Consider the following 21,384-nt stretch of genomic DNA (forward strand, 5'->3'; position numbering starts at 1 on the left):
GGAAGCGCGGCACAGGACCGTCGTCGGTTGGCGCTGAGCGCAGCGAAGCCCAACGATGAGGTCTGCTGCAGCGATCAAGCGGACGGCGGCGGGGCGGTGAGGAGCCAGGGTTGGAGTCTGGATGTTGGGCTTCGCTGTGCTCAGCCCAACCTACCGCAGCACCTCTGGCGGCGTTACGCGAGCAAGAAAAAGCCCGGCATCTGCCGGGCTTTTTGCGTCATGGAGAGTACCTAGGATTACTCCCGGTCACGTTCCAGCAAAGGCTTGAGGAAGTGGCCGGTATAGGACTTCTTGTTCGCCGCGACGTCCTCGGGGGTACCCGTAGCGATGATCTGACCACCCTTGGAGCCGCCTTCAGGTCCAAGGTCCACCAGCCAGTCCGCGGTCTTGATGACATCGAGGTTGTGCTCGATCACCACCACGGTATTGCCGTGATCCCGCAGGCGATGCAATACGTCCAACAGCTGCTGGATATCGGCGAAGTGCAGACCGGTAGTGGGCTCGTCAAGAATATAGAGTGTCTTGCCGGTATCCCGCTTGGACAACTCCCGCGCCAGCTTCACGCGCTGGGCCTCGCCGCCTGACAGGGTCGTGGCGCTCTGGCCGAGACGGATATAGGACAGGCCGACATCCATCAGCGTCTGCAGCTTGCGCGCCAGGGCCGGGATGGACTCGAAGAAGGCATGGGCCTCTTCGATGGTCATGTCCAGGACCTCGGTGATGGTCTTGCCCTTGTACTTCACCTCCAGGGTCTCGCGGTTGTATCTCTTGCCCTTGCAGACGTCACAGGCGACGTAGACGTCCGGCAGGAAGTGCATCTCCACCTTGATCACGCCGTCGCCCTGGCAGGCCTCGCAGCGGCCGCCCTTGACGTTGAAGGAGAAGCGCCCCGGGGTGTAGCCGCGGGAGCGGGATTCCGGGACGCCGGAAAACAATTCGCGAATCGGGGTGAAAAGACCGGTGTAGGTCGCCGGGTTGGAACGTGGCGTCCGGCCGATGGGGCTCTGGTCGATGTCCACCACCTTGTCCAGGTGCTGCATGCCGTCGAAGCTGTCATGGGCGGCGACCTCCAGGGTCGTCGCGCCATTGAGCGCCGTGGCGGTGAGCGGGAAAAGGGTGTTGTTGATCAGGGTCGACTTGCCGGAGCCGGATACCCCGGTCACGCAGGTCAGCAGGCCGACGGGAATCTCCAGATTGACGTTCTGCAGGTTGTTGCCGCGGGCACCCTTGAGCTTCAGCAGCTTCTTCTTGTCCCGCGGCGTGCGCTTGGCGGGGACTGCGATCTTCTTGCGGCCCGAAAGGTACTGTCCGGTCACCGAGTCGGGATGGCGCATGACCTGGTCGGGCGTGCCTTCCGCGATGATCTGGCCGCCGTGCACGCCGGCGCCCGGACCTATGTCGATGACATAGTCCGCCAGGAGGATGGCGTCCTCGTCGTGCTCGACGACGATGACCGTGTTGCCCAGGTCGCGCAAGTGGGTCAGGGTACCCAGCAGGCGTTCGTTGTCGCGCTGGTGGAGGCCGATGGAAGGCTCGTCGAGGATGTACATGACGCCCACCAGACCCGCACCGATCTGGCTGGCCAGGCGGATACGCTGCGCCTCGCCGCCGGACAGGGTGTCGGCGCTGCGATCCAGGGTCAGGTAGTCCAGGCCGACATTGACCAGGAATTGTAGGCGCTCACGAATCTCCTTGAGGATCTTGTCGGCGATCTGCTGCCGCTGGCCCTTGAGGGTGAGGTCCTGGAAGTACTGGGTGGCATCGCCCACGGGCAGGCGGGTGACCGCCGGCAGGGTCTTGTCACCGACCCAGACATGCCGGGCTTCGCGCCGCAGTCGGGTGCCATTGCAGTCAGGGCAATGCTGGGTGCTCAGATACTTCGCCAGTTCTTCGCGCACGCTCTGGGATTCGGTCTCGCGATAACGCCGCTCCAGATTGGGCAGGATGCCTTCGAAGGGGTGGGCACGCTTGACGATGTCGCCGCGATCATTCAGATAGCGGAAGTTGACGCTCTCGCGTCCGGAGCCGCTGAGGACCGCCTTGCGGTGCTTGTCATCGAGCCCCTTGAAGGGCTCGTCCAGGCTGAAGCCATAGTGACTCGCCAATGAGCCGAGCATCTGGAAGTAGTAGACGTTGCGCCTGTCCCAGCCGCGGATGGCGCCTTCGCTGAGACTGAGCTCCTCGTTGACCACCCGGCGGGCATCGAAGAACTGCTTCACGCCCAGGCCGTCGCAGGTCGGGCAGGCACCGGCGGGGTTGTTGAAGGAAAACAGCTTGGGCTCTAGCTCGCCGATGGAGAAGCCGCAGATCGGACAGGCGAAACGCGCGGAGAAGACGATCTCCTCACCCTTCCCGCCTTCCATGGGCGCGATGATGGCCATGTCGTCGGCCAGCTTCAGCGCCGTCTCGAAGGATTCCGCCAGGCGTTGCTGGAGGTCTTCGCGCACCTTGAAGCGATCCACGACCACCTCGATGGTGTGCTTCTTCTGCTTGTCGAGCTTGGGCAGTTCGTCCATCTCGTGCAGACGGCCATTGACGCGGACGCGGACGAAGCCCTGGGCGCGCAATTCCTCGAATACCGAGAGGTGTTCACCCTTGCGCTCGCGCACGATGGGGGCGAGCAGCATCAGTCGCTCGCCTTCCGGCATGGCCAGCACCTGATCGACCATCTGGCTGACGGTCTGGGCTTCCAGGGGCACGTCGTGTTCCGGGCAGCGGGGCGTACCGACGCGCGCATAGAGCAGACGAAGGTAGTCGTAGATCTCGGTGATGGTACCCACGGTGGAGCGCGGGTTGTGCGAGGTGGATTTCTGCTCGATGGAAATCGCCGGGGACAGGCCTTCGATGGTGTCCACGTCGGGCTTTTCCATCATCGACAGGAACTGCCGGGCATAGGCCGACAGGGATTCCACGTAGCGGCGCTGGCCTTCGGCATAGAGGGTGTCGAACGCCAGCGAAGACTTGCCGGAACCGGACAGGCCGGTAATGACGATGAGCTTGTCCCGGGGGAGGGTAAGGTCGATGTTCTTGAGATTATGGGTGCGGGCCCCACGGATGAGGATTTTATCCACGTAGACTTCTGCCTCGTTTTGGCGGCGCTTCAATAGGAAAGAGGTCTCGTCCCGGGCTGCGGCTATCTGCCGCGCCTGTGAGAGAGGGGGTAAGGCTGGTAAAATTGGTGGCCCGACGGCGGTGAGCGGGCGTTCGTGATCCTGGCGGTCGGGAACGTTCGGACGAGCGTTCGGCTATCTTCACCGCTTCCTCCCTAAATGGTCATTGTCACGACTGTTTTAAAGCTGTGTGGCGACGTAACAGCCTGTCGCCGACGAGAGGATTATCAATGCTCGACAAGCGCAGTGAAGCCATGAACGGCGTCGAACGCCGTGCCGCCGTAGGGCTGGCCCTGGTCTTCGCCTTTCGTATGCTCGGTATGTTCATGGTGCTCCCGGTCCTGGCGACCTATGGTCAGGAGTTGGCGGATGCCACCCCGGCGCTGATTGGCCTGGCCATAGGTGCCTATGGTTTGACCCAAGCGGTCCTGCAAATTCCCCTGGGGACGCTGTCCGATCGCATCGGTCGACGCCCCATCATCATTGGTGGACTGCTGGTGTTCGCCCTTGGTGCCGCCATTGCCGCCAATGCCCACTCGATCTGGGGTGTCATCGCCGGTCGTATCGTGCAGGGCGGCGGTGCCATTTCGGCCGCCATCATGGCACTGCTGTCGGATCAGACCCGCGAGCAGCATCGCACCAAGGCCATGGCTACCATCGGCATGAGCATCGGCGTGTCCTTTGCCGTGGCGATGGTGGCCGGACCACTGCTGACCCGTGCCTATGGTCTGGCCGGTCTGTTCTGGGCGACCTGCGGACTGGCACTGGTCGGCTTGCTGATCGTGCTGTTCCTGGTTCCTCACCAGGCTTCGCCCTTTGCCCATCGGGAGTCGAATCTGGCGCGCCAGGCGCTGGGCGCCACCCTGCGCAATCGCGATCTGCTAAGGCTGGACTTCGGTATCCTGTCGCTGCACGCCGTGCTGATGGCCAGTTTCGTCGTCCTGCCGCTGGCCCTCGCCGAACACGCCGGCCTGCCCAAGGAAGAGCACTGGTGGGTTTACCTGACCGCACTGGTGGTCGGCTTCTTCGCCATGGTTCCCTTCATCATCTATGGTGAAAAGAAGCGACGGATGAAGCGCGTGCTGGTGGGCGCCATCAGTGTGCTGGTGCTCTGCGAGCTGTACTTCTTCTTTTTCAGCGACAGCCTGGTGGCCCTGGTCATCGGCATCGTGGTGTTCTTTACCGCCTTCAACCTGCTGGAGGCCTCGCTGCCGTCACTGGTGAGCAAGGTGGCGCCCGCCGGCGGCAAGGGCACCGCCATGGGGATCTATTCCACCAGTCAGTTCCTTGGTTCCGCATTGGGCGGTATCCTCGGTGGCTGGCTGTTCCAGCATGGTGGCCTGTCCACCGTCTTCCTGGGTTGTGCGGCGCTTTGCCTGGGATGGGCGGTGGTAGCTGGTACGATGCGAGAACCGCCCTATGTCACCAGTCTGCGTTTGCCGGTTACGCCCGCGCTAGTCAACGACCAGGGATTGGTCGGACGCCTGTTGGCCCTGGCTGGAGTGACCGACGCGGTAGTGGTGGCGGAAGAACAAGCCGTCTATATCAAGATCGATACTAAAATCGTTGATCGGGCGCAACTGGAGCGACTGGTAAGCCAAACGCCAGTCGCCGCTTGATCGACAGCCCTATCAGGAGATTCATATGGCCCGTGGCGTCAACAAAGTCATCCTCGTCGGCAACGCCGGCGCCGATCCCGAAACCCGTTACATGCCCAATGGCAATGCGGTGACCAATGTCACCCTGGCCACCAGCGAAAGCTGGAAGGACAAGCAGACCGGCCAGCAGCAGGATCGTACCGAATGGCACCGGGTGGTGTTCTTTGGTCGTCTGGCCGAGATCGCCGGCGAGTACATCCGCAAGGGCTCCCAGGTCTATGTCGAAGGCAGCCTGCGTACCCGCAAGTGGCAGGGTCAGGACGGTCAGGATCGCTACACCACCGAAATCGTGGTCGATATCAACGGCAACATGCAGTTGCTGGGTGGTCGCGGTGGCAATGCCGGTGGCAACGATGAATACAACCAGAGCGCCCCTGCGCCCCAGCAGCAGCGTGCCCCTCGTCCCCAGCAGTCGGCTCCGCAGTACGACAACGGTGGCAATGCCGGCTCTGGCAACAGTCGCCCCCAGCAGCAGCCCAAGCCCCAGCAGCAGCCGGCGCAGCAGGACTACGACAGCTTCGACGACGACATTCCCTTCTAGGGGCTCGTTGATCAGGCAAAGAAAAAGGGCAGCCAGTGGCTGCCCTTTCTTTTTGGTGGAGGCGGGGGGATTTGAACCCCCGTCCGCCAGCTCTCCGCTATCGGTTCTACATGCTTAGCCCGGTCTACTGAGTTAACCCATTGCGGCCCGACGGGCAGGGTGCTTTGGGCGAGCTGTATAAGTTTTAGCCGTTACGTCTACAGCGACCTTGGCGGCGATCCTGTTCTATCTGACAGTCGTTTCGGGTTTACAGGCATCCCCTAGCGACTGCTAGCCGCGTTAAGCAGCTAGAGCGTAGTTGTCGTCGTTGGCAACTATAAGTTTGCAGCAGCGAATTTACGAGTTCTGCTACCAGCTCGGCATGCCCCTCAAGTTTCGTTACCGGCGTCGAATCCTAATCGCCCCCAAAACTTGCTGGTCGTTCACTATAGGAATTCCAGTCGTCCTGTGCAAGTCATTGCTGACGAAACGTTTTTTTCCGCTTGGCTAATTCGCGTCCTTGCGGACGGCGCGCTGGATCTCACGGTCGGAATCGCGTTCGCGTTCGGTGGCACGCTTGTCGAATTCCTTCTTGCCCTTGGCCAGGGCGATCTCGCACTTGACCAGGTGTTTTTTCCAGTAGAGCGACAGTGCAACGCAGGCATAGCCCTTCTGTTGCACCGCGCCGAACAGCTTGCCGAGCTCGCGCTTGTTCAGCAGCAGCTTGCGGGTACGGGTCGGGTCGGCGATGACGTGGGTGCTGGCAGTCTGTAGCGGGGTGATGTGGCTGCCGAGCAGCCAGGCTTCACCGTCTTTTAGCAGCACGTAGCTGTCGGTCAGCTGCACCTTGCCGGCTCTCAGGCTCTTGACCTCCCAGCCTGCCAGGGAAACACCTGCCTCGAAACGGGTGTCGACGAAGTATTCGTGTAGCGCTTTCTTGTTCTGCGCGATGCTACCGGGGGAGACTTTCTTTTGCTTGGCCATGATTCCAGGGTACAGCGAGTCGGGGGAAATGTCGCCACGCGCTTGAGCGGGTATGAGCAAACACGGACAATACCGCGGTTCTGGACCGTGGCAGGCTGGTGCGGGAGTAAAATGCGAGCGCCGCCCTCAAATTCAAGGTCCGACACCGATATCGCTATTCTACGAGGTTCCGATGAGCTCGCACATCCAACGTTCGGCGTTGCTGCCCTATCCCGCTTCGGCGCTCTATGCGCTGGTTAATGACGTGGACCGTTATCCGGAGTTCCTGCCGTGGTGCTCGTCCGCCCAGATTCTGGAGCAGAACGAAGGGCTGATGCGCGCTGGTCTCACCGTGGCCAAGGGCGGCCTCAGTCAACAGTTCACGACCCGCAATACCCTGGCGCCGGACGAGTCCATCACCATGGATCTGGAGAAGGGGCCCTTCAAGCAGCTGCATGGTTTCTGGACATTCAAGGCGCTGGGCGACAAGGCCTGCAAGATCTCGCTGGATCTGTCCTTCGAATACGACAGTGCTATCGTGCGCGCGACCCTGGGCCCGCTGTTCAATCAGGCGGCCAATACCATGGTGGATGCCTTCTGCCAGCGTGCCCGAGCCCTCTATGGCTGAGCGTCTCGCCATCGAGGTGGCGCTGGCGCTGCCTGAGCGGCAATGGCTATTGAGTCTGGAGCTGGAGGAGGGCGCCACGGTCGCGCAGGCCGTGCTGGCTTCGGGTCTGCTCGACCAGCTGACGCCAGAGCAGCGCGAAGGCTATCGGGTCGGCATCTTTGGCAAGCAGGTCGCCAAGCCGGAAGAAAGGAAGTTGCTCGAAGGCGAGCGGGTCGAGATCTACCGCCCGCTGCTTGCGGATCCCAAGGAGAGTCGCAAGCGGCGAGCCGAAAAGGCCAGAGCCAAGGCTGGACTCTAGCTGGAGATCACTGGCCGTCGGTACGGATGCGGTCGGGAGTCGGGATGGCAGCCGGCCGAGCGCTATCGATCTCTTTCTGAATAGTGTCTTCGGTCGAGCCGGGCACGGCGGGCGTTTCCGGTGCTGCCACAGGCGCAGTAGCGGGTTGCGCCGGCGCGGTGGGATCCACGCTGGTGCCACTGTCGGTACCCATGATCTGCTGTTCACGACTGGTGCCGGGCATGAAATCGCCAGCCAGACCGCTCAGCTGGTTGTCACCATTGAACACCAGGCTGACACGCTCCTGTTTCCGCTGACCACCGGCGGCCTGCAGGCTGTACAGATAGTCCCACCGATTGGGATGGAAGGTGTCCTGGATCAGCGGCGAACCCATGATAAACCGGACCTGTTGTCGGGTCATTCCGGGGCGCAACTGGTCTATCATGTCCTGGGTGACGACGTTGCCCTGCTGGATGTCGATCTTGTAAACCCCCGGCAGAGAGCAGCCGGCGAGCATGGCTAGGCCCATCAGAGAGAGCCCGGTCAGCGTTTGCTTGAGGTTTTGCATCGGTGGGAGACTTCCACTATCTTGCTGGGCAACGAAGCACCGATCATACCCGTATTCCCGAGGGCTGCGAAAGCACTCGGCACCGAGAAAGAGCATGGTAGAGAACAACGAACTCCGCAAAGCGGGTCTGAAAGTGACCCTGCCGCGCGTCAAGATATTGCAGATGCTGGACACCACCGAGCAGCGCCACATGAGCGCTGAAGACGTTTACAAGGCGCTGATGGAAGCAGGTGAGGACGTGGGGCTGGCAACGGTCTATCGTGTCCTTACCCAGTTCGAAGCGGCCGGCCTGGTGGTGCGCCACAATTTCGATGGCGGTCACGCCGTGTTCGAGTTGGCCGACACCGGACACCACGATCACATGGTGGATGTGGATACCGGCGAAGTCATCGAGTTCACCGATGCCTCGATCGAAAAGCGTCAGCGCGAGATCGTCGAAGAGCATGGTTTCGAGCTGGTCGATCACAATCTCGTGCTGTACATCCGTCAGCGCAAGTGAAGATCCAGACATGAAAAAGGCGACTCCGAGTCGCCTTTTTCATGTCTGCTACCAGCCCGCATCTAGCGGCTGACCACCAGCTTGCGGGCATGGGCGAGGGATTCGCGGGTAAGGTCGACGCCGCCGAGCATGCGCGCCACCTCCTCCACACGGCGCGCCCGGTCCAGTTTTGCAACCGCCGTACGGGTCTCGTCGGTGCCGCGCTCCTTGTGCACGAACAGATGCTGATGCCCCTGGGCCGCTACCTGGGGCAGGTGGGTGACCGTCAGTACCTGGCCGCGCTCGCCCAGCTGCCGCAGCAGTTGGCCGACCACCTCGGCGGTCGGGCCGCCGATGCCGACGTCCACTTCGTCGAACACCAGCGTGGGCGTGCGCGAGGTCTGGGCGGTGATGACCTGGATGGCCAGACTGATCCGTGACAGTTCGCCACCGGAAGCGACCTTGGCCAGCGGGCGCAGGGGTTGGCCCGGGTTGGCGCTGACGCGGAATTCGACTCCCTCGTTGCCCACCGGCTGGGGCTCGCCGGTGCTGCCTGGCGTGAGGGTGATGCTGAAGCGGCCACCTGGCATGCCCAGGCGCTGCATCTCGGTTTCGACCGCTGCGGCCAGCTCCGGCGCCCGTTGCTCGCGCAGACGGCTCAATTCGCCGGCCTTCTCCTGGTAGTGGCGCTCGAAGGCAGCCAGCTCTTCCTGCAGGCGCTCCAGGGCGACGTCGTCGGCATCCAGCGATTGCAGTTCGTTGCGCAGCTGCTCGTGCAGCTCCAGCAGGGCTTCGGGTTGCACGCGATGCTTGCGGGCGAGGCTGTAGACGCTGTCGAGACGCTCCTGTACCGCCTGCTGACGCTCCGGGTCAGCTTCGAAATGATCGACGAAGCGATTGAGTTCGTTCATCGCCTCCTCGATCTGGATCTGCGCGGAGGCGAGCAGGTTGCTGGCTTCCTGGATCTGCGCAGGCGGGCGGTCGAAGGCAGTCAGGCGTGCCACGCTGGCATTGAGCGCTGACTGGGCGTTGCCCTGCTCGTTCTCGGTACAGAGGTCCATGGCCTGGCGGCAGGCCAGCAGGATGTGCTCGGCACTCGCCAGATCGCTCTGCTCCTGCTCCAGGGCCTGCAGCTCGCCCTCGGCCAGGGCGAGGTTGTCGAGTTCTTCCAGCTGATAGCTGAGCAGCTGATGGCGGGCGCGTTGCTCGTCACCGTTGCGGGTCAGGCGCTCCAGGGTCTGGCGCACCTGGCGCCAGCGCTGGGCGGCGAGTTGCACCTGGCGGACCAGCTCGCCCGCGCCGGCGTATTCGTCCAGCAGGCGGCGATGGGTATCGAGTCCGAGCAGCGACTGGTGTTCGTGCTGGTTGTGGATGTCGATCAGCAGCCCGCCGAGGGTCTTGAGGTCGGCCAGCGGACAGGGCGAGCCATTGATATAGCCGCGCGAGCGTCCTTCGCGGGTGATGACGCGGCGCAGCAGGCAGGGGCCGTCCTGCTCCAGGTCTCGCTCGGCGAGCCACTGCCGGGCTTCAGGAATGTCGGTGGTGTCGAAGCTGGCCAGGACATCGGCCTTGTCGGCACCCGGCCTTACCGCATCGCTGTCGGCGCGGTCGCCCAGGGTGAGGCCGAGGGCATCGAGCATGATGGACTTGCCGGCGCCGGTTTCGCCGGTGATCACGGTCATGCCGCGCTCGAGGTCGAGGTCGAGGTGTTCGACGATGGCGTAGTTGCGGACGGACAGATGCACCAGCATGCGACGATCTCCGAAAGCGGTTTTCTGGTTGTTTATACAGTGCCTCTCGGGTACTGGCAATCCATACAGCTCTTGAAGCACCGGCTGGCGGCCCCATATAGGCGCCATCGATCAAGGCGTCGTCCATCAACGGGCGCGCCCACCGGCATTATCACAGGAGGACTCCATGGCCGACGAACAGAACTCCCAGACTCCCGAGCACGAAGCAGCCGCTCAGGGCGACGTCCAGCACGAGGATCTCGCCACCCGCGTCGCCACGCTCGAAGAGCAACTCGCTGCTGCCCAGGATCAGTCGCTGCGCAGCGTCGCCGAACTGCAGAACGTGCGTCGTCGCGCCGAGCAGGATGTGGAGAAGGCGCACAAGTTCGCGCTGGAAAAATTCGCCGGCGATCTCTTGCCGGTGCTCGACAGCCTGGAGCGTGGCCTGGAACTGTCCAATGCCAGCGACGAGACCCTCAAGCCCATGCGTGAAGGCATGGAGCTGACCCTGAAGATGCTGCAGGACACCCTCAAGCGCTATCAGGTCGAGGCCGTCGATCCCCACGGCGCGCCCTTCAATCCGGAGCACCACCAGGCCATGGCCATGGAGGAAAGCGCTACCGCCGAGCCGGGTAGCGTGCTCAAGGTGTTTCAAAAGGGCTATCTGCTCAATGGCCGCCTGCTGCGGCCGGCGATGGTGGTAGTCAGCAAGGCACCTGCGGCGCAGCAGCCGAGTATCGACGAAAAAGCTTGAAATTCTTTCGCTCGGCCCCATCTGGTAGGCAAGCGAACATCAAAGGCCCCCTGAGCGGGCCGCGCGGAATCTGAGATTTCTGGAGAAGACTACATGGGCAAGATCATCGGTATCGACCTGGGGACGACCAACTCCTGCGTCGCGATCCTCGAAAACGGTAACGTCAAGGTGCTGGAAAACGCCGAAGGCACCCGTACCACGCCGTCCATCATCGCCTACACCAACGATGGCGAGACCCTGGTCGGCCAGCCGGCCAAGCGCCAGGCGGTGACCAATCCGCAGAACACCCTGTACGCGGTCAAGCGTCTGATCGGTCGGCGTTATGAAGAAAACGTCGTGCAGAAAGACATCGAGATGGTCCCCTACAAGATCGTCAAGGCCGACAACGGTGACGCCTGGGTCGAGGCCAAGGGCCAGAAGGTGGCGCCGCCCCAGGTGTCTGCCGAAGTCCTGAAGAAGATGAAGAAGACCGCCGAGGACTACCTGGGCGAAGCCGTGACCGAGGCGGTCATCACCGTACCGGCCTACTTCAACGACAGCCAGCGCCAGGCCACCAAGGATGCCGGTCGCATCGCCGGTCTGGACGTCAAGCGCATCATCAACGAGCCCACCGCGGCTGCCCTGGCCTATGGCCTGGACAAGGCCAAGGGCGACCACACCGTGATCGTCTATGACCTGGGCGGTGGCACCTTCGACGTCTCGGTCATCGAGATCGCCGAGGTCGACGGTGAGCATCAGTTCGAGGTGCTGGCCACCAATGGCGACACCTTCCTGGGTGGCGAAGACTTCGACATCCGCCTGATCGACTATCTCGTCGAAGAGTTCAAGAAAGAAAGCGGCATGAACCTCAAGGGTGACCCGCTGGCCATGCAGCGCCTGAAGGAAGCTGCCGAGAAGGCCAAGATCGAACTGTCCTCGGCTACCCAGACCGACGTCAACCTGCCGTACATCACCGCCGATGCCAGCGGTCCCAAGCACCTGAACGTCAAGGTCTCCCGCGCCAAGCTGGAGTCCCTGGTGGAAGAGCTGGTCGAGCGCACCATCGAGCCGTGCCGCACGGCGCTGAAGGACTCCGGCCTGGACGTCTCCGACATCCACGAGGTCATCCTGGTGGGCGGTCAGACCCGCATGCCGCTGGTGCAGAAGCGCGTGGCCGACTTCTTCGGCAAGGAAGCGCGCAAGGACGTCAACCCGGATGAAGCCGTCGCCATCGGTGCCGCCATTCAGGGCGCCGTGCTGGCCGGCGACGTCAAGGACGTGCTGCTGCTGGACGTCACTCCGCTGACCCTGGGCATCGAGACCATGGGTGGCGTGATGACCGCGCTGATCGAGAAGAACACCACCATCCCGACCAAGAAGTCGCAGGTGTTCTCCACCGCCGACGACAACCAGGGCGCCGTGACCATCCACGTGCTGCAGGGCGAGCGCAAGCAGGCCGCGCAGAACAAGTCGCTGGGCAAGTTCGACCTGGCCGAGATCCCGCCGGCGCCGCGTGGCGTGCCGCAGATCGAGGTGACCTTCGACATCGACGCCAACGGCATCCTCAACGTGTCCGCCAAGGACAAGGCCACCGGCAAGCAGCAGTCCATCGTCATCAAGGCGTCCTCCGGTCTGTCCGAGGACGAGATTCAGCAGATGGTGCGTGACGCCGAGGCCAATGCCGACGAGGATCGCAAGTTCGAAGAGCTGGCTGCCGCCCGCAACCAGGGTGATGCCCTGGTGCACGGCACCCGCAAGATGCTGACCGAGGCCGGCGACAAGGCCACCGCGGAAGAGAAGAGCACCATCGAGAAGGCCATCGGCGAACTGGAAACCGCAGTACGCGGCGACGACAAGGATGCCATCGAAGCCAAGATGAATGCCCTGTCCCAGGCCTCCGCGCCGCTGGCCCAGAAGCTCTATTCCGAGCAGGGTGCTGCCGCGGGTGCCGAAGGCGCCTCGGCCAAGGCGGACGGTGATGCCAAGAAGCCCGGCGACGACGTGGTCGATGCCGAGTTCGAGGAAGTGAAGGACAACAAGTAAGCCGCGTGCTTACCGCACCTGACGGGCTTCGGCCCGTCGGATCCGCCACGCGGGAGCCTGCTCCCGCGTTGGCGTGTCTGGAGGGTGAGAAAATTTAAGGTGCAGAAAGTCTATGGCCAAACGTGATTACTATGAGGTGCTCGGGGTCGAGCGCGGCGCCAGCGAAGCCGAGCTCAAGAAGGCCTACCGACGCCTGGCGATGAAATACCACCCGGATCGCAATCCGGGTGACGCGGCTGCCGAAGAGCAGTTCAAGGAGGCCGCAGAGGCCTACGAAGTGCTGTCCGATGCGGGCAAGCGCTCTGCCTATGACCAGTACGGCCATGCTGGCGTCGATCCGAGCATGGGTGGCGGCGGTTTCGGTGGTGCGGCGGGTGGCGCGAGCTTCTCCGACATCTTCGGCGACGTCTTCAGCGACTTCTTCGGCGGGCGCGGTGGTGCCGGTGGGCGTGGCGGTCCGCAGCGCGGCGCCGACCTGCGCTACACCCTGGATCTGGATCTGGAAGAGGCGGTGCGCGGGACCACGGTCACCATTCGCGTGCCCACCCTGGTCGAATGCAAGGTCTGCGACGGCAATGGCGCCAAGCCAGGTACCTCGGCGTCCACCTGCCCTACCTGCGGCGGCATCGGTCAGGTGCGCATGCAGCAGGGCTTCTTCTCGGTGCAGCAGGCCTGCCCGCGCTGCCACGGCAGCGGCAAGATCATTCCCGAGCCCTGCACGGCCTGCCATGGTCAGGGGCGCGTGGAAGAGCAGAAGACCCTGTCGGTCAAGGTGCCGGCGGGCGTCGACACTGGCGACCGCATTCGCCTGACCGGCGAGGGCGAGGCCGGGACCCTGGGCGGTCCGAGCGGCGATCTCTACGTGGTGGTCAATGTGCGCGAGCACTCGATCTTCCAGCGCGACGGCAAGCATCTCTATTGCGAGGTGCCGATCAACTTCACCGACGCCGCCCTGGGTGGCGAGCTGGAAGTGCCGACCCTGGATGGCCGCGTCAAGCTGAAGATCCCCGAGGGCACCCAGACCGGCAAGATGTTCCGCCTGCGGGGCAAGGGCGTGACGCCCGTGCGTGGCGGTGGCGCCGGCGATCTGATGTGCAAGGTGGTGGTGGAGACTCCGGTCAACCTGAGCCGGCGGCAGCGCGAGCTGCTCGAGGAATTCCGCAACACCCTGCAGAGCGACAGCTCCCATTCGCCCCGGGCCAGTGGCTGGTTCGACGGCATGAAGCGCTTCTTCGACGACCTGTAAATCGGCAGGGGCGCCGTCGCGAGGCGGCGCCCGGCCAGCAGCCTGGAGCTGATGATGCGACGTATAGCTGTAATGGGCGCCGCGGGGCGCATGGGCAAGACCCTGATCGAAGCGGTCCAGCAGACCCAGGGCGCTGCCGGCCTGACCGCCGCGGTGGATCGTCCCGAGAGCAGCCTGGTGGGTGCCGACGCGGGCGAGCTCGCCGGCATCGGCCGTAACGGGGTGATGCTGTCGGGTGACCTGGCGCGGGTGCTGGATGATTTCGATGTCGTCATCGACTTCACCCACCCCAACGTGACCCTGCAGAATCTGGCGCTCTGCCGCAAGGCGAAGAAGGCCATGGTGATCGGCACCACCGGCTTCACCGCCGAGCAGAAGCTGACCCTGCTGGAGGCGAGCAAGGAAATCCCCATCGTCTTCGCGGCCAACTTCAGCGTCGGCGTCAATCTCTGTCTCAAGCTGCTGGATACCGCTGCCCGGGTGCTGGGTGACGAGGTCGATATCGAGATCATCGAGGCGCATCACAGGCACAAGGTCGATGCGCCCTCGGGTACCGCCCTGCGCATGGGCGAGGTCGTCGCTCAGGCGCTGGGTCGTGATCTGGAAGAAGTGGCCGTCTATGGCCGGGAAGGCCAGACCGGTGCCCGCGATCGCCAGACCATCGGCTTCGCCACCGTGCGTGCCGGCGACGTGGTGGGCGATCACACGGTGCTGTTCGCCAGTGAAGGCGAGCGGGTCGAGATCACCCACAAGGCCTCCAGTCGCATGACCTTCGCCAAGGGCGCCGTGCGCGCAGCCCTCTGGCTCAAGGACAGACAGCCGGCGCTATATGACATGCAGGACGTGCTGGAGTTGCGCTGACCCGCTTGCGGGGGTGCCAGTCGTGATCAATTCCTGTACAATGCAGCTTTAGTGTATCCACTAAAAGCTAGCGCAGAATGAAATCACAACATTAAAACGGGATGACTCTTCGAGATGTCATCCCGTTTTTTTGCACCCTGCGTTTGCCCGCCAAGGCTTGATTTTCGGAGGTATTCTTGACTAAGCCAGCCATACTCGCACTTGCCGATGGCAGCATCTTTCGCGGCGAATCCATCGGTGCCGACGGCCACACGGTCGGCGAAGTGGTGTTCAACACCGCCATGACCGGCTACCAGGAAATCCTGACCGATCCTTCCTATGCGAAGCAGATCGTCACCCTGACCTATCCGCACATCGGCAACACCGGCACCACGCCGCAGGATGGCGAGGCCGCCCAGGTCTGGGCCGCCGGACTGATCATCCGTGACCTGCCGCTGCTGGCCAGCAACTGGCGCAACAAGCAGTCGCTGCCCGACTATCTCAGGGAAAACGGCACCATCGCCATCGCTGGCATCGACACTCGTCGACTGACCCGCATCCTTCGCGAGAAGGGCGCCCAGGATGGCTGCATCCTCACCGGCGAAGACGCCACCGAAGAGCGCGCCCTGGAACTGGCCCGCGCCTTCCCCGGCCTCAAGGGCATGGACCTGGCCAAGGAAGTCAGCGTCAAGCAGCGCTACGAATGGCGTTCCAGCGTCTGGTCGCTGGAGACCGACAGCCACGCCGAGATCCCGGCCGAGCAGTTGCCCTATCACGTGGTGGCCTTCGACTACGGCGTCAAGCTGAACATCCTGCGCATGCTGGTGGCCCGCGGCTGCCGCATCACCGTGCTGCCGGCCCAGACCCCGGCCAGCGAAGCCCTGGCGCTGCAGCCCGACGGTATCTTCCTGGCCAATGGTCCGGGCGATCCCGAGCCTTGCGACTACGCTATCAAGGCGATCCAGGACGTCCTGGAAACCGAGATTCCGGTGTTCGGCATCTGCCTGGGCCACCAGTTGCTGGCCCTGGCTTCCGGCGCCAAGACGGTGAAGATGCCCAATGGTCACCACGGCGCCAACCATCCGGTGCAGGATCTCGACAGCGGCGTGGTGATGATCACCAGCCAGAACCACGGTTTTGCCGTGGACGAGGCCAGTCTGCCGGCCAATGTGCGGGCGACCCACAAGTCGCTGTTCGACGGCACCCTGCAGGGCATCGAATGGACCGACAAGGTCGCCTTCAGCTTCCAGGGTCACCCCGAGGCGAGCCCTGGCCCGCACGACGTGGCACCGCTGTTCGACAAGTTCATCCAGGCCATGGCCGCGCGCCGCTAAGACGAGAGGAGGGTAAGGCTCATGCTGGCGAATCTGGGTGTCATCGACTTCTGGACCTATGTGGTCGGGACCCTGTTCGTCATCCTGCTGCCCGGCCCCAACTCCTTCTTCGTGCTTGCCACCAGCGCCCAGCGCGGTATCCGCAGCGGTTACCAGGCGGCTTCCGCGGTGTTCCTCGGTGACGCCGTGCTGATGCTGCTCTCCGCCCTGGGCGTCGCCTCGCTGCTCAAGGCCGAGCCGCTGTTCTTCCAGATCCTCAAGTATCTGGGTGCGGCCTATCTGTTCTACCTCGGCTGGGGCATGTTGCGCGGCGGACTCAAGTCCTGGCGCAGTCCAGCCCAGGGCCAGGCCGAGGCGACCCTGCGCGAAGACGTTCATCAGCCGTTCCGCAAGGCGCTACTGCTGAGTCTGTCGAATCCGAAGGCGATCCTGTTCTTCGTCTCCTTCTTCATCCAGTTCGTGGACCCCGGTTACGCCCATCCGGCGCTGTCCTTTCTAGTGCTGGGCGCGGTCCTGGAAGCCATCAGCTTCTGCTACCTGTCGTTCCTGATTTTCTGCGGCGTTCGCCTGGCGGCCTGGTTCCGTCAGCGGCGTCGCCTCAGCGCGGGCGCCACCGGTGGCGTCGGCGCCCTGTTCGTGGGGTTCGGTGTGAAGTTGGCCACCGCGACCCTGACCTGATTACCTGCATTCGAGAAGCCCATGCCTAAGCGTACAGACATCAAGAGCATCCTGATCCTCGGAGCCGGCCCCATCGTCATCGGCCAGGCCTGCGAATTCGACTATTCCGGCGCCCAGGCCTGCAAGGCCCTGCGCGAGGAAGGCTTCCGCGTCATCCTGGTGAACTCCAATCCGGCCACCATCATGACCGACCCGTCGATGGCCGACGCCACCTACATCGAGCCGATCAAGTGGGCCACCGTGGCCAAGATCATCGAGAAGGAGCGCCCCGACGCCCTGCTGCCGACCATGGGTGGCCAGACCGCGTTGAACTGCGCCCTGGATCTGGAGCGCCATGGCGTGCTGGCGAAATTCGGCGTCGAGATGATCGGCGCCAACGCCGATACCATCGACAAGGCCGAGGATCGCTCGCGCTTCGACAAGGCCATGAAGGACATCGGTCTGGCCTGTCCGGTCTCGGGCATCGCCCACAGCATGGAAGAAGCCTACGGCGTGCTGGAGAAGGTCGGCTTCCCCTGCATCATTCGGCCGTCCTTCACCATGGGCGGCACCGGTGGCGGCATCGCCTACAACCGGGAAGAATTCGAAGAGATCTGCAACCGCGGTCTGGACCTGTCGCCGACCAACGAACTGCTGATCGACGAATCCCTGATCGGCTGGAAGGAATACGAGATGGAGGTGGTCCGTGACAAGAAGGACAACTGCATCATCGTCTGCTCCATCGAGAACTTCGATCCCATGGGCGTGCACACCGGTGACTCCATCACCGTGGCGCCGGCCCAGACGCTGACCGACAAGGAGTACCAGATCCTGCGCAACGCCTCCCTGGCGGTGCTGCGCGAGATCGGCGTCGAGACCGGCGGCTCCAACGTCCAGTTCGGCATCTGCCCGGATACCGGGCGCATGGTGGTGATCGAGATGAATCCGCGGGTGTCGCGTTCCTCGGCGCTGGCCTCCAAGGCCACCGGCTTCCCCATCGCCAAGATTGCCGCCAAGCTGGCGGTCGGCTACACCCTGGACGAGCTGCAGAACGACATCACCGGCGGTCGTACACCGGCGTCCTTCGAGCCGGCCATCGACTACGTGGTCACCAAGATCCCGCGCTTCGCCTTCGAGAAATTCCCCAAGGCCGATGCCCGTCTGACCACCCAGATGAAATCCGTGGGCGAGGTCATGTCCATCGGACGTACCTTCCAGGAATCCCTGCAGAAAGCCCTGCGCGGTCTGGAAGTGGGCGTGGTCGGCTTCGATCCCAAGCTGGACCCGACCGATCCCGAGGCCGACAGCACCCTCAAGCGCGAGCTGACCGTGCCCGGTGCCGATCGCATCTGGTACATCGGCGACGCCTTCCGTCAGGGCTACAGCCTGGACAAGGTCTTCGAGCTGACGCGTATCGATCCCTGGTTCCTGGTGCAGATCGAAGACCTGATCAAGGACGAGGAGCGCATCAAGACCCTGGGCCTGGCCGACCTCGACTACGACCTGATGCGCAAGCTCAAGCGCAAGGGCTTCTCCGATGCGCGCCTGGCCAAGCTGCTCGGCGTCACCGAGAAGAATCTGCGGGCCCATCGCCACAAGCTCAAGGTGCTGCCGGTGTACAAGCGGGTGGACACCTGCGCCGCCGAGTTCGCCACCGACACCGCCTACCTCTACTCCACCTACGAGGAAGAGTGCGAGGCCAAGCCCAGTGGTCGCGACAAGATCATGATCCTCGGCGGTGGTCCCAACCGCATCGGTCAGGGCATTGAGTTCGACTACTGCTGTGTGCACGCGGCCCTGGCCATGCGTGAAGACGGCTACGAGACCATCATGGTCAACTGCAACCCGGAAACCGTCTCCACCGACTACGACACCTCCGACCGCCTGTTCTTCGAGCCGGTGACCCTGGAGGACGTGCTGGAGATCGTGCGCGTCGAGCAGCCCGAGGGCGTCATCGTCCAGTACGGCGGCCAGACCCCGCTCAAGCTCTGCCGCGCCCTGGAAGAGGCCGGCGTGCCCATCATCGGCACCAGCCCCGACGCCATCGACCGCGCCGAAGACCGCGAGCGTTTCCAGCAGATGGTGCAGCGTCTGAATCTGCGTCAGCCGGCCAACGCCACCGCGCGCAGTGAAGACGAGGCCCTGGCCCTGTCCAAGAACATCGGCTATCCGATGGTGGTCCGTCCCTCCTACGTGCTGGGCGGCCGGGCGATGGAAATCGTCTACCAGGAAGAAGAGCTCAAGCGCTACATGCGCGAAGCGGTGAAGGTGTCCAACGACAGTCCCGTACTGCTCGACCACTTCCTCAACTGCGCCATCGAGGTGGACGTGGATGCGGTGTGCGACGGCAAGACCGTGGTGATCGGCGCCATCATGCAGCACATCGAACAGGCCGGCGTGCACTCCGGTGACTCCGCCTGCTCGCTGCCGCCCTATTCGCTGCCCAAGCACATCCAGGACGAGATCCGCGAGCAGGTCAAGAAGATGGCCCTGGAACTCGGCGTGATCGGTCTGATGAACGTGCAGATGGCCGTGCAGGGTGAAGACATCTACGTCATCGAGGTCAACCCGCGCGCTTCCCGTACCGTGCCCTTCGTCTCCAAGTGCATCGGCGAGTCCCTGGCCAAGGTGGCCGCCCGGGTCATGGCCGGCAAGACCCTGGCCGAGGTGGGCTTCACTCAGGAAATCATCCCGCCGTTCTTCAGCGTCAAGGAAGCGGTGTTCCCCTTCAACAAGTTTCCCGGCGTCGACCCCATCCTCGGCCCGGAAATGAAGTCCACCGGCGAGGTGATGGGGGTCGGCGACAGCTTCGGCGAAGCCTTCGCCAAGGCCCAGCTGGGCGCCAACGAGATCCTGCCGAACTCCGGTTGCGCCTTCATCAGCGTGCGGGACGATGACAAGCCCGAAGCCGTGCAGGTCGCCCGCGATCTGGTCGGCCTCGGCTTCGAGGTCGTGGCCACCGCCGGTACCGCGCGGGTGATCGAGGCCGCCGGTCTGCCGGTGCGCCGCGTGAACAAGGTGACCGAAGGCCGTCCCCATGTGGTCGACATGATCAAGAACGACGAGGTCACCCTGATCATCAACACCACCGAAGGCCGGCAGTCCATCGCCGATTCCTATTCGATCCGCCGCAACGCGCTGCAGCACAAGCTCTGCTGCACCACCACCATTGCCGGCGGCCAGGCCATTTGCGAAGCTTTGAAATTCGGCGCCGAGAAGACCGTGCGCCGTCTGCAAGATCTGCATGCAGGAGTGAAGGCATGACCAAGTACCCGATGACCGTCCAGGGCGCTCGCGCCCTGGAAGACGAACTCAGGCATCTCAAGACCGAGCTGCGTCCGCAGATCACCCAGGCCATCGCCGAGGCGCGCGAGCTGGGTGATCTCAAGGAAAACGCCGAATACCATGCCGCCCGCGAACAGCAGGGCATGGTCGAGGCGCGTATCCGAGATATCGAAGGTCGCCTGCAGAACGCCCAGGTGATCGACGTGGCCGCCTTGCCTCACACCGGCAAGGTGATCTTCGGCACCACCGTGGAGATCGCCAACACCGAGACCGACGAGACGGTGACCTACCAGATCGTTGGTGACGACGAGGCGGATATCAAGCGGAGCAAGCTGTCGGTGGGTTCGCCCATCGCGCGCGCGCTGATCGGCAAGGAAGAAGGGGACGTGGTGGTGGTGAAGACCCCGGGTGGCAATGTCGAATACGAAATTGTCGCCGTCCGTCACGTCTGACCAGCGCACCGGCGGTTGGCTCGCCAGGCTGCTCGCCGCCGCCTGGCAGCTGGCCCAGGTGTTCTGGGTCGGCCCGCTGGTCGCCCTGCACCTGTGCATCCCCGTGGCGCTGGCCCAGGCGGGGTGGGCGCCGCTGCTGATCCAGTCCGGACGCGAAGAATTGCTGCGCATGATGCTCAGCGCCGCAGGCGGTGGGGTCTTTACCCAGATCGTGGTGCTGGTGTGGTGGGCAGGTGTGGGCGCCTTGTGGCGTGACCTGCGCGGCCAGCTGCTGCTGGCCAGTGCACTGGCGGTGCTGCTGCAGAACGAACTGGCGCGCTTCTGGACCGGGCCGACCGCCCTGGCCGGCTACCTGGTCCTGCTGCTCTGCGGACTGATCCTGGTGCTACAGCCCGTTCCCGGGCGCGCGCCGGGCAATCAGGCGGTATAGCGCACCACGTTGGACAGATTGCGATTCTGCTCGCGGGCCTTGCGATAGATCAGCGCCATCTTGCCGATCACCTGCACCAGCTCCGCCTTGCTCGACGCGCACAGCTCGTCGATCAGGGCCCGGCGGTCATCACGCTCGGTGACGGCCAGCTTGATCTTGATCAGTTCGTGATCGTTCAGCGCGCGGTCGAGTTCACCCAGTACGCCTTCGCTCAGGCCGTTCTCGCTGATGGTGACCACCGGCTTGAGTTGATGACCGATCGCCTTGAACCGCTTTTTGAGCTCGTTGTTGAGCGCCATAATTCACCCCGGATAAAAGCCGAACAGTTTATCCCAGCTGCCCGGTGCCGCCCAGCGATACGCGACAACGTGACGGTGGCCCCCGACAGAACCGGCCTCGCCGGCTCAAGGGATACCGCCAAGAGCGCAGGCG

Annotated in this window: 19 protein-coding genes and 1 other RNA gene; 14 read left to right on the forward strand and 6 right to left on the reverse strand. The window is 63.6% G+C overall.

All coding sequences use genetic code 11. From position 1 onward, the window contains the following. Positions 1–236: 236 nt before the first annotated feature. Entirely contained in the window at positions 237–3,071 is a 2,835-nt protein-coding gene (gene uvrA / locus GSQ95_RS10290) for an excinuclease ABC subunit UvrA (protein ID WP_158893815.1), read from the reverse strand. Positions 3,072–3,340: 269 nt separating this feature from the next. On the opposite strand from uvrA, the gene GSQ95_RS10295 reads away from it, so the two are divergent. After that, positions 3,341–4,729: an MFS transporter gene (locus tag GSQ95_RS10295; protein WP_158893813.1), complete on the forward strand. Its 1,389-nt coding sequence runs from the start codon at positions 3,341–3,343 to the stop codon at positions 4,727–4,729. A gap of 25 nt (positions 4,730–4,754) precedes the next feature. After that, positions 4,755–5,309, forward strand: coding sequence for a single-stranded DNA-binding protein (ssb, locus tag GSQ95_RS10300; protein ID WP_158893811.1), 555 nt, complete (start codon positions 4,755–4,757; stop codon positions 5,307–5,309). 53 nt (positions 5,310–5,362) lie between these two features. Here ssb and ssrA read toward each other — a convergent pair. Both ssrA and smpB read right to left on the reverse strand, forming a co-directional pair. Continuing rightward, positions 5,363–5,715: a transfer-messenger RNA gene (gene ssrA, locus GSQ95_RS10305) on the reverse strand. Between the two features lie 80 nt (positions 5,716–5,795). Beyond that, the gene (gene smpB, locus GSQ95_RS10310; protein ID WP_158893809.1) at positions 5,796–6,272 is read right to left on the reverse strand and encodes an SsrA-binding protein SmpB; all 477 of its coding nucleotides are present in this window, start codon (positions 6,270–6,272) and stop codon (positions 5,796–5,798) included. Between the two features lie 172 nt (positions 6,273–6,444). Here smpB and GSQ95_RS10315 point away from each other — a divergent pair, with 172 nt between their 5' ends. After that, positions 6,445–6,879: a type II toxin-antitoxin system RatA family toxin gene (locus tag GSQ95_RS10315; protein WP_158893807.1), complete on the forward strand. Its 435-nt coding sequence runs from the start codon at positions 6,445–6,447 to the stop codon at positions 6,877–6,879. Then, positions 6,872–7,177, forward strand: a complete 306-nt coding sequence (locus GSQ95_RS10320; RefSeq protein ID WP_158893805.1) for an RnfH family protein — start codon at positions 6,872–6,874, stop codon at positions 7,175–7,177. Before GSQ95_RS10315 ends, GSQ95_RS10320 begins: the two co-directional genes overlap by 8 nt. Positions 7,178–7,184: 7 nt before the next feature. Here GSQ95_RS10320 and GSQ95_RS10325 read toward each other — a convergent pair whose 3' ends face one another. Then, positions 7,185–7,724: an outer membrane protein assembly factor BamE gene (locus GSQ95_RS10325; RefSeq protein ID WP_158893803.1), complete on the reverse strand. Its 540-nt coding sequence runs from the start codon at positions 7,722–7,724 to the stop codon at positions 7,185–7,187. A 94-nt stretch (positions 7,725–7,818) separates the two neighbouring features. Between GSQ95_RS10325 and fur the strand changes: the two genes are divergently transcribed. Next, a complete protein-coding gene (fur, locus tag GSQ95_RS10330) occupies positions 7,819–8,223 on the forward strand; it encodes a ferric iron uptake transcriptional regulator (protein WP_007162667.1) in 405 nt (134 codons plus the stop codon). Between the two features lie 62 nt (positions 8,224–8,285). On the opposite strand, the gene recN is transcribed toward fur, so the two are convergent. After that, positions 8,286–9,953: a DNA repair protein RecN gene (gene recN, locus GSQ95_RS10335; protein WP_158893801.1), complete on the reverse strand. Its 1,668-nt coding sequence runs from the start codon at positions 9,951–9,953 to the stop codon at positions 8,286–8,288. Between the two features lie 106 nt (positions 9,954–10,059). Here recN and grpE point away from each other — a divergent pair, with 106 nt between their 5' ends. The 9 genes from grpE (at position 10,060) to GSQ95_RS10380 (ending at position 20,952) form a co-directional block, all read left to right on the forward strand. After that, complete coding sequence (gene grpE / locus GSQ95_RS10340) at positions 10,060–10,686, forward strand: nucleotide exchange factor GrpE (protein ID WP_256664544.1); 627 nt, start codon at positions 10,060–10,062, stop codon at positions 10,684–10,686. A gap of 93 nt (positions 10,687–10,779) precedes the next feature. Further along, positions 10,780–12,708 carry a molecular chaperone DnaK gene (dnaK, locus tag GSQ95_RS10345; protein ID WP_158893797.1) on the forward strand — a complete coding sequence of 643 codons (1,929 nt, stop codon included), beginning with the start codon at positions 10,780–10,782 and terminating at the stop codon, positions 12,706–12,708. Between the two features lie 112 nt (positions 12,709–12,820). Then, on the forward strand, positions 12,821–13,954 hold the full coding sequence (gene dnaJ / locus GSQ95_RS10350; protein WP_158893795.1) for a molecular chaperone DnaJ: 1,134 nt from the start codon (positions 12,821–12,823) through the stop codon (positions 13,952–13,954). A gap of 54 nt (positions 13,955–14,008) precedes the next feature. Beyond that, complete coding sequence (gene dapB, locus GSQ95_RS10355; protein WP_158893817.1) at positions 14,009–14,815, forward strand: 4-hydroxy-tetrahydrodipicolinate reductase; 807 nt, start codon at positions 14,009–14,011, stop codon at positions 14,813–14,815. A 176-nt stretch (positions 14,816–14,991) separates the two neighbouring features. After that, positions 14,992–16,128: a glutamine-hydrolyzing carbamoyl-phosphate synthase small subunit gene (gene carA, locus GSQ95_RS10360; protein WP_158893793.1), complete on the forward strand. Its 1,137-nt coding sequence runs from the start codon at positions 14,992–14,994 to the stop codon at positions 16,126–16,128. Between the two features lie 21 nt (positions 16,129–16,149). After that, positions 16,150–16,806, forward strand: a complete 657-nt coding sequence (gene leuE, locus GSQ95_RS10365) for a leucine efflux protein LeuE (RefSeq protein WP_007162660.1) — start codon at positions 16,150–16,152, stop codon at positions 16,804–16,806. Between the two features lie 21 nt (positions 16,807–16,827). Continuing rightward, positions 16,828–20,049, forward strand: a complete 3,222-nt coding sequence (gene carB, locus GSQ95_RS10370) for a carbamoyl-phosphate synthase large subunit (RefSeq protein ID WP_158893791.1) — start codon at positions 16,828–16,830, stop codon at positions 20,047–20,049. Beyond that, positions 20,046–20,522 (forward strand): transcription elongation factor GreA, encoded by a 477-nt coding sequence (gene greA / locus GSQ95_RS10375; protein ID WP_158893789.1) that lies wholly within the window; start codon positions 20,046–20,048, stop codon positions 20,520–20,522. The genes carB and greA overlap by 4 nt, the downstream gene beginning before the upstream one ends. Continuing rightward, positions 20,500–20,952, forward strand: a complete 453-nt coding sequence (locus GSQ95_RS10380; RefSeq protein WP_158893787.1) for a hypothetical protein — start codon at positions 20,500–20,502, stop codon at positions 20,950–20,952. Before greA ends, GSQ95_RS10380 begins: the two co-directional genes overlap by 23 nt. On the opposite strand, the gene GSQ95_RS10385 is transcribed toward GSQ95_RS10380, so the two are convergent. Beyond that, positions 20,940–21,251 carry a YhbY family RNA-binding protein gene (locus GSQ95_RS10385; RefSeq protein WP_133863039.1) on the reverse strand — a complete coding sequence of 104 codons (312 nt, stop codon included), beginning with the start codon at positions 21,249–21,251 and terminating at the stop codon, positions 20,940–20,942. The two genes, GSQ95_RS10380 and GSQ95_RS10385, sit on opposite strands and share 13 nt — an antisense overlap. Between the last annotated feature and the right edge of the window lie 133 nt (positions 21,252–21,384).

Origin of the sequence: Pseudomonas sp. BAV 4579 (genome assembly GCF_009765395.1) — a bacterium.
In the GTDB taxonomy this organism is placed as follows: domain Bacteria; phylum Pseudomonadota; class Gammaproteobacteria; order Pseudomonadales; family Pseudomonadaceae; genus Chryseomonas; species Chryseomonas aestiva.

Bases quoted from the DNA above. Each gene is read 5' to 3' on its own strand.
- fur (WP_007162667.1), top strand. From the start codon at position 7,819: ATGGTAGAGAACAACGAACTCCGCAAAGCGGGTCTGAAAGTGACCCTG.
- dnaK (WP_158893797.1), top strand. From the start codon at position 10,780: ATGGGCAAGATCATCGGTATCGACCTGGGGACGACCAACTCCTGCGTC.
- dapB (WP_158893817.1), top strand. From the start codon at position 14,009: ATGCGACGTATAGCTGTAATGGGCGCCGCGGGGCGCATGGGCAAGACC.
- dnaJ (WP_158893795.1), top strand. From the start codon at position 12,821: ATGGCCAAACGTGATTACTATGAGGTGCTCGGGGTCGAGCGCGGCGCC.
- smpB (WP_158893809.1), bottom strand. From the start codon at position 6,272: ATGGCCAAGCAAAAGAAAGTCTCCCCCGGTAGCATCGCGCAGAACAAG.
- ssb (WP_158893811.1), top strand. From the start codon at position 4,755: ATGGCCCGTGGCGTCAACAAAGTCATCCTCGTCGGCAACGCCGGCGCC.
- GSQ95_RS10295 (WP_158893813.1), top strand. From the start codon at position 3,341: ATGCTCGACAAGCGCAGTGAAGCCATGAACGGCGTCGAACGCCGTGCC.
- GSQ95_RS10385 (WP_133863039.1), bottom strand. From the start codon at position 21,251: ATGGCGCTCAACAACGAGCTCAAAAAGCGGTTCAAGGCGATCGGTCAT.
- recN (WP_158893801.1), bottom strand. From the start codon at position 9,953: ATGCTGGTGCATCTGTCCGTCCGCAACTACGCCATCGTCGAACACCTC.
- GSQ95_RS10325 (WP_158893803.1), bottom strand. From the start codon at position 7,724: ATGCAAAACCTCAAGCAAACGCTGACCGGGCTCTCTCTGATGGGCCTA.
- greA (WP_158893789.1), top strand. From the start codon at position 20,046: ATGACCAAGTACCCGATGACCGTCCAGGGCGCTCGCGCCCTGGAAGAC.
- leuE (WP_007162660.1), top strand. From the start codon at position 16,150: ATGCTGGCGAATCTGGGTGTCATCGACTTCTGGACCTATGTGGTCGGG.
- GSQ95_RS10315 (WP_158893807.1), top strand. From the start codon at position 6,445: ATGAGCTCGCACATCCAACGTTCGGCGTTGCTGCCCTATCCCGCTTCG.
- carB (WP_158893791.1), top strand. From the start codon at position 16,828: ATGCCTAAGCGTACAGACATCAAGAGCATCCTGATCCTCGGAGCCGGC.
- GSQ95_RS10320 (WP_158893805.1), top strand. From the start codon at position 6,872: ATGGCTGAGCGTCTCGCCATCGAGGTGGCGCTGGCGCTGCCTGAGCGG.